General features: G+C 47.5%; 2 protein-coding genes. Both read left to right on the forward strand.

Annotation, left to right across the window (positions count from 1 at the left end; all coding sequences use genetic code 11):
* The first annotated feature begins 79 nt into the window (after window positions 1-79).
* On the forward strand, window positions 80-1129 hold the full coding sequence (gene ftsZ, locus ENN47_02555) for a cell division protein FtsZ (GenBank protein HDP77068.1): 1050 nt from the start codon (window positions 80-82) through the stop codon (window positions 1127-1129).
* A gap of 3 nt (window positions 1130-1132) precedes the next feature.
* Window positions 1133-2529 (forward strand): type II/IV secretion system protein (locus ENN47_02560; GenBank protein ID HDP77069.1); only part of this gene is annotated, 1397 nt, incomplete at its 3' end.

Below are 2529 nucleotides of genomic sequence, written 5' to 3' on the forward strand. Positions count from 1 at the left end.
GAAGCTGTAGAGAGCGTGGTTGAAAGACCTAAGAAAGGTTTCGGATCCTTTATTAAATCCCTCTTCTTTGGAGGTGTAGATGATGAGCTTTGAGATTGACACAGGTAAGAAGAATGCTGAAATCAGATTGCCATCAATAAAAGTTATTGGCGTGGGTGGAGCCGGAGGAAATGCTGTTAACAGAATGATCACCGAGGGGATTCACGGTGTAACATTCATTGCCGCCAATACGGATATTCAGGTCCTTGAGAGCAACAAGGCCGAGCTGAAAATCCAGCTAGGAACGGAGCTAACCAGAGGACTGGGAGCCGGCGGAAACCCTAACGTTGGTGAAAGAGCCGCCGAGGAGTCCGTAGACGAGATCGGAACATTCCTTGAGGACACCGATCTTCTTTTCATCACTGCAGGCATGGGGGGCGGTACGGGAACGGGTGCGGCTCCAATAGTAGCTTCGATAGCCAGAGAGATGGGAATTCTTACTGTCGCCGTAGTGACGACTCCCTTCTTCTTCGAAGGAAACACCCGCTTGAAGACTGCCCATGAAGGATTAAGAAGACTAAAGAATTCGGTGGACACGCTAATAAGAATCTCGAACAACAAGCTTCTGCAAGAGCTGCCGCCTAACACTTCAATCGTAGATGCCTTTGCAAAGGCCGACGAGACTCTCCATCACGGAATCAAGGGTATCTCCGAGCTTATAACAAAGCGCGGGTATATCAACCTTGACTTCGCCGATGTCGAGTCTGTGTTGAGAAATGCCGGAACGGCAATGCTGGGTATTGGAGTGGGCTCCGGCGAGAGACGCGCCGAAGAAGCTGCGCGAAGAGCCCTTGAAAGTCGTTTGCTGGAAAAGCCTATCGATAATGCGACAGGCATAATTCTCAACGTATCCGCCAAGAATATTACGCTCAGAGAAATGAATATTGCTGCCGCTATAGTTAGACAGAATTGCAGTGAGGATGCGGATGTCAAACTGGGACTTATCGTTGATCCTGAAATGAACGATGATGAGCTTGATATAACCTTGATAGCGGCAGGTCTGGAACTCGATGAAGGCGAATTGATGGGTGATGCTTCAGACATTCCAGCGATCTACAGATTCGGATTGGATATAAACGAGGAGGAGTAGTAGTTGAGAGTCTATAAAAGACTCGGAGAGCTACTTATTGATCAAGGACAGATCAGTGAGGATGCTCTCCAGCAGGCCGTAGCTCTGCAAAAAAAAGTAGGAAAGCCGATTGGTGAGGTCCTTGTGGGAATGGGTGTCATCTCATGGGAGGACATCTACGATTCTCTTTCCAAGCAATACGGCCTCAACGTACTGGATGATGTCCCTAACTTGCTTTCGCCGGAAGTACTTAGAATGATTCCCAAGCCAGTTGCCGACAGGCTGAACGTAATTCCAATCGATTTTTCCCCAGACGGCAACATTCTGAAAGTAGTTACAACCGATGTTCTCAAGGTTCCACAAATAGACAGAGAGCTCTCGTTCCTTACTGGGAATAAGATACACACTCTTCTCGTACCTCCTCCCATGTTTGATGCACTTTACAAATCCTCTTACGAGGAGTCTGCTTCTAGCGAGATAATAGACAATACTTTCAGCATAGAGCAGCACTCGGAAATCGATCTTGATGATGACAAACAGGACGAAACCGATGATACTCCCGTCGCGAAGTTCATAAACTCACTTCTGGACAACGGCATAAGAAGCGATGCCAGTGACGTCCATCTGGAGCCCTACGAGAAAATGGCCGTTGCCAGACTGAGAGTCGACGGGGTCTTGAGAAAGGTTCTGAGTTATCCTAGAAAGGCTCATAACTCGGTTGTATCTAGAATCAAAGTCATGTGTAATCTGGATATTTCAGAGAAGAGAATGCCTCAGGATGGAAAGTTCTATATTAGGAGAGGCAATGAGCAGTTCGATATGAGAGTTTCGACAATGCCAACGATTTTCGGCGAGAAAGTTGTTATGAGAATTCTAAGGGTATCAAATGCGAAGAAGAAGCTTGAAGATCTGGGTCTCTCCGACTATAACAGGGAACGTTTCGAGAGCATTATCAGCTCTCCTTATGGCATCATACTCGTCTCAGGACCTACCGGAAGCGGAAAATCAACGACTTTGGTCGCCGTTCTTAACCAGGTTACTTCCGAGAAAGTCAACGTCTTGACCGCTGAAGATCCAGTCGAATACACTATAGAAGGCATCTCTCAATGTCAAGTTAATACGGACATCGGATTGACTTTTGCGAGATACCTGCGATCTTTCTTGCGTCAGGACCCCGACATAATTATGGTTGGTGAAATACGAGACAGAGAGACTGCCCAGCTTGCAATTGAGGCATCTCTCACCGGGCATCTTGTTTTCTCGACTATTCATACAAACAGCGCCGCAGGCGCGGTGGCCCGACTGGTAAATATGGGTGTGGATCCCTTCTTGCTGGGGACCTCACTGATTGGTGTCATGGGGCAACGACTGGTAAGAAAGCTGTGCAACAACTGTAAAGTGAAGATTCCCGTGAGAGAAGA

Origin of the sequence: Mesotoga infera (assembly GCA_011045915.1) — a bacterium.
Taxonomy (GTDB): domain Bacteria; phylum Thermotogota; class Thermotogae; order Petrotogales; family Kosmotogaceae; genus Mesotoga; species Mesotoga infera_D.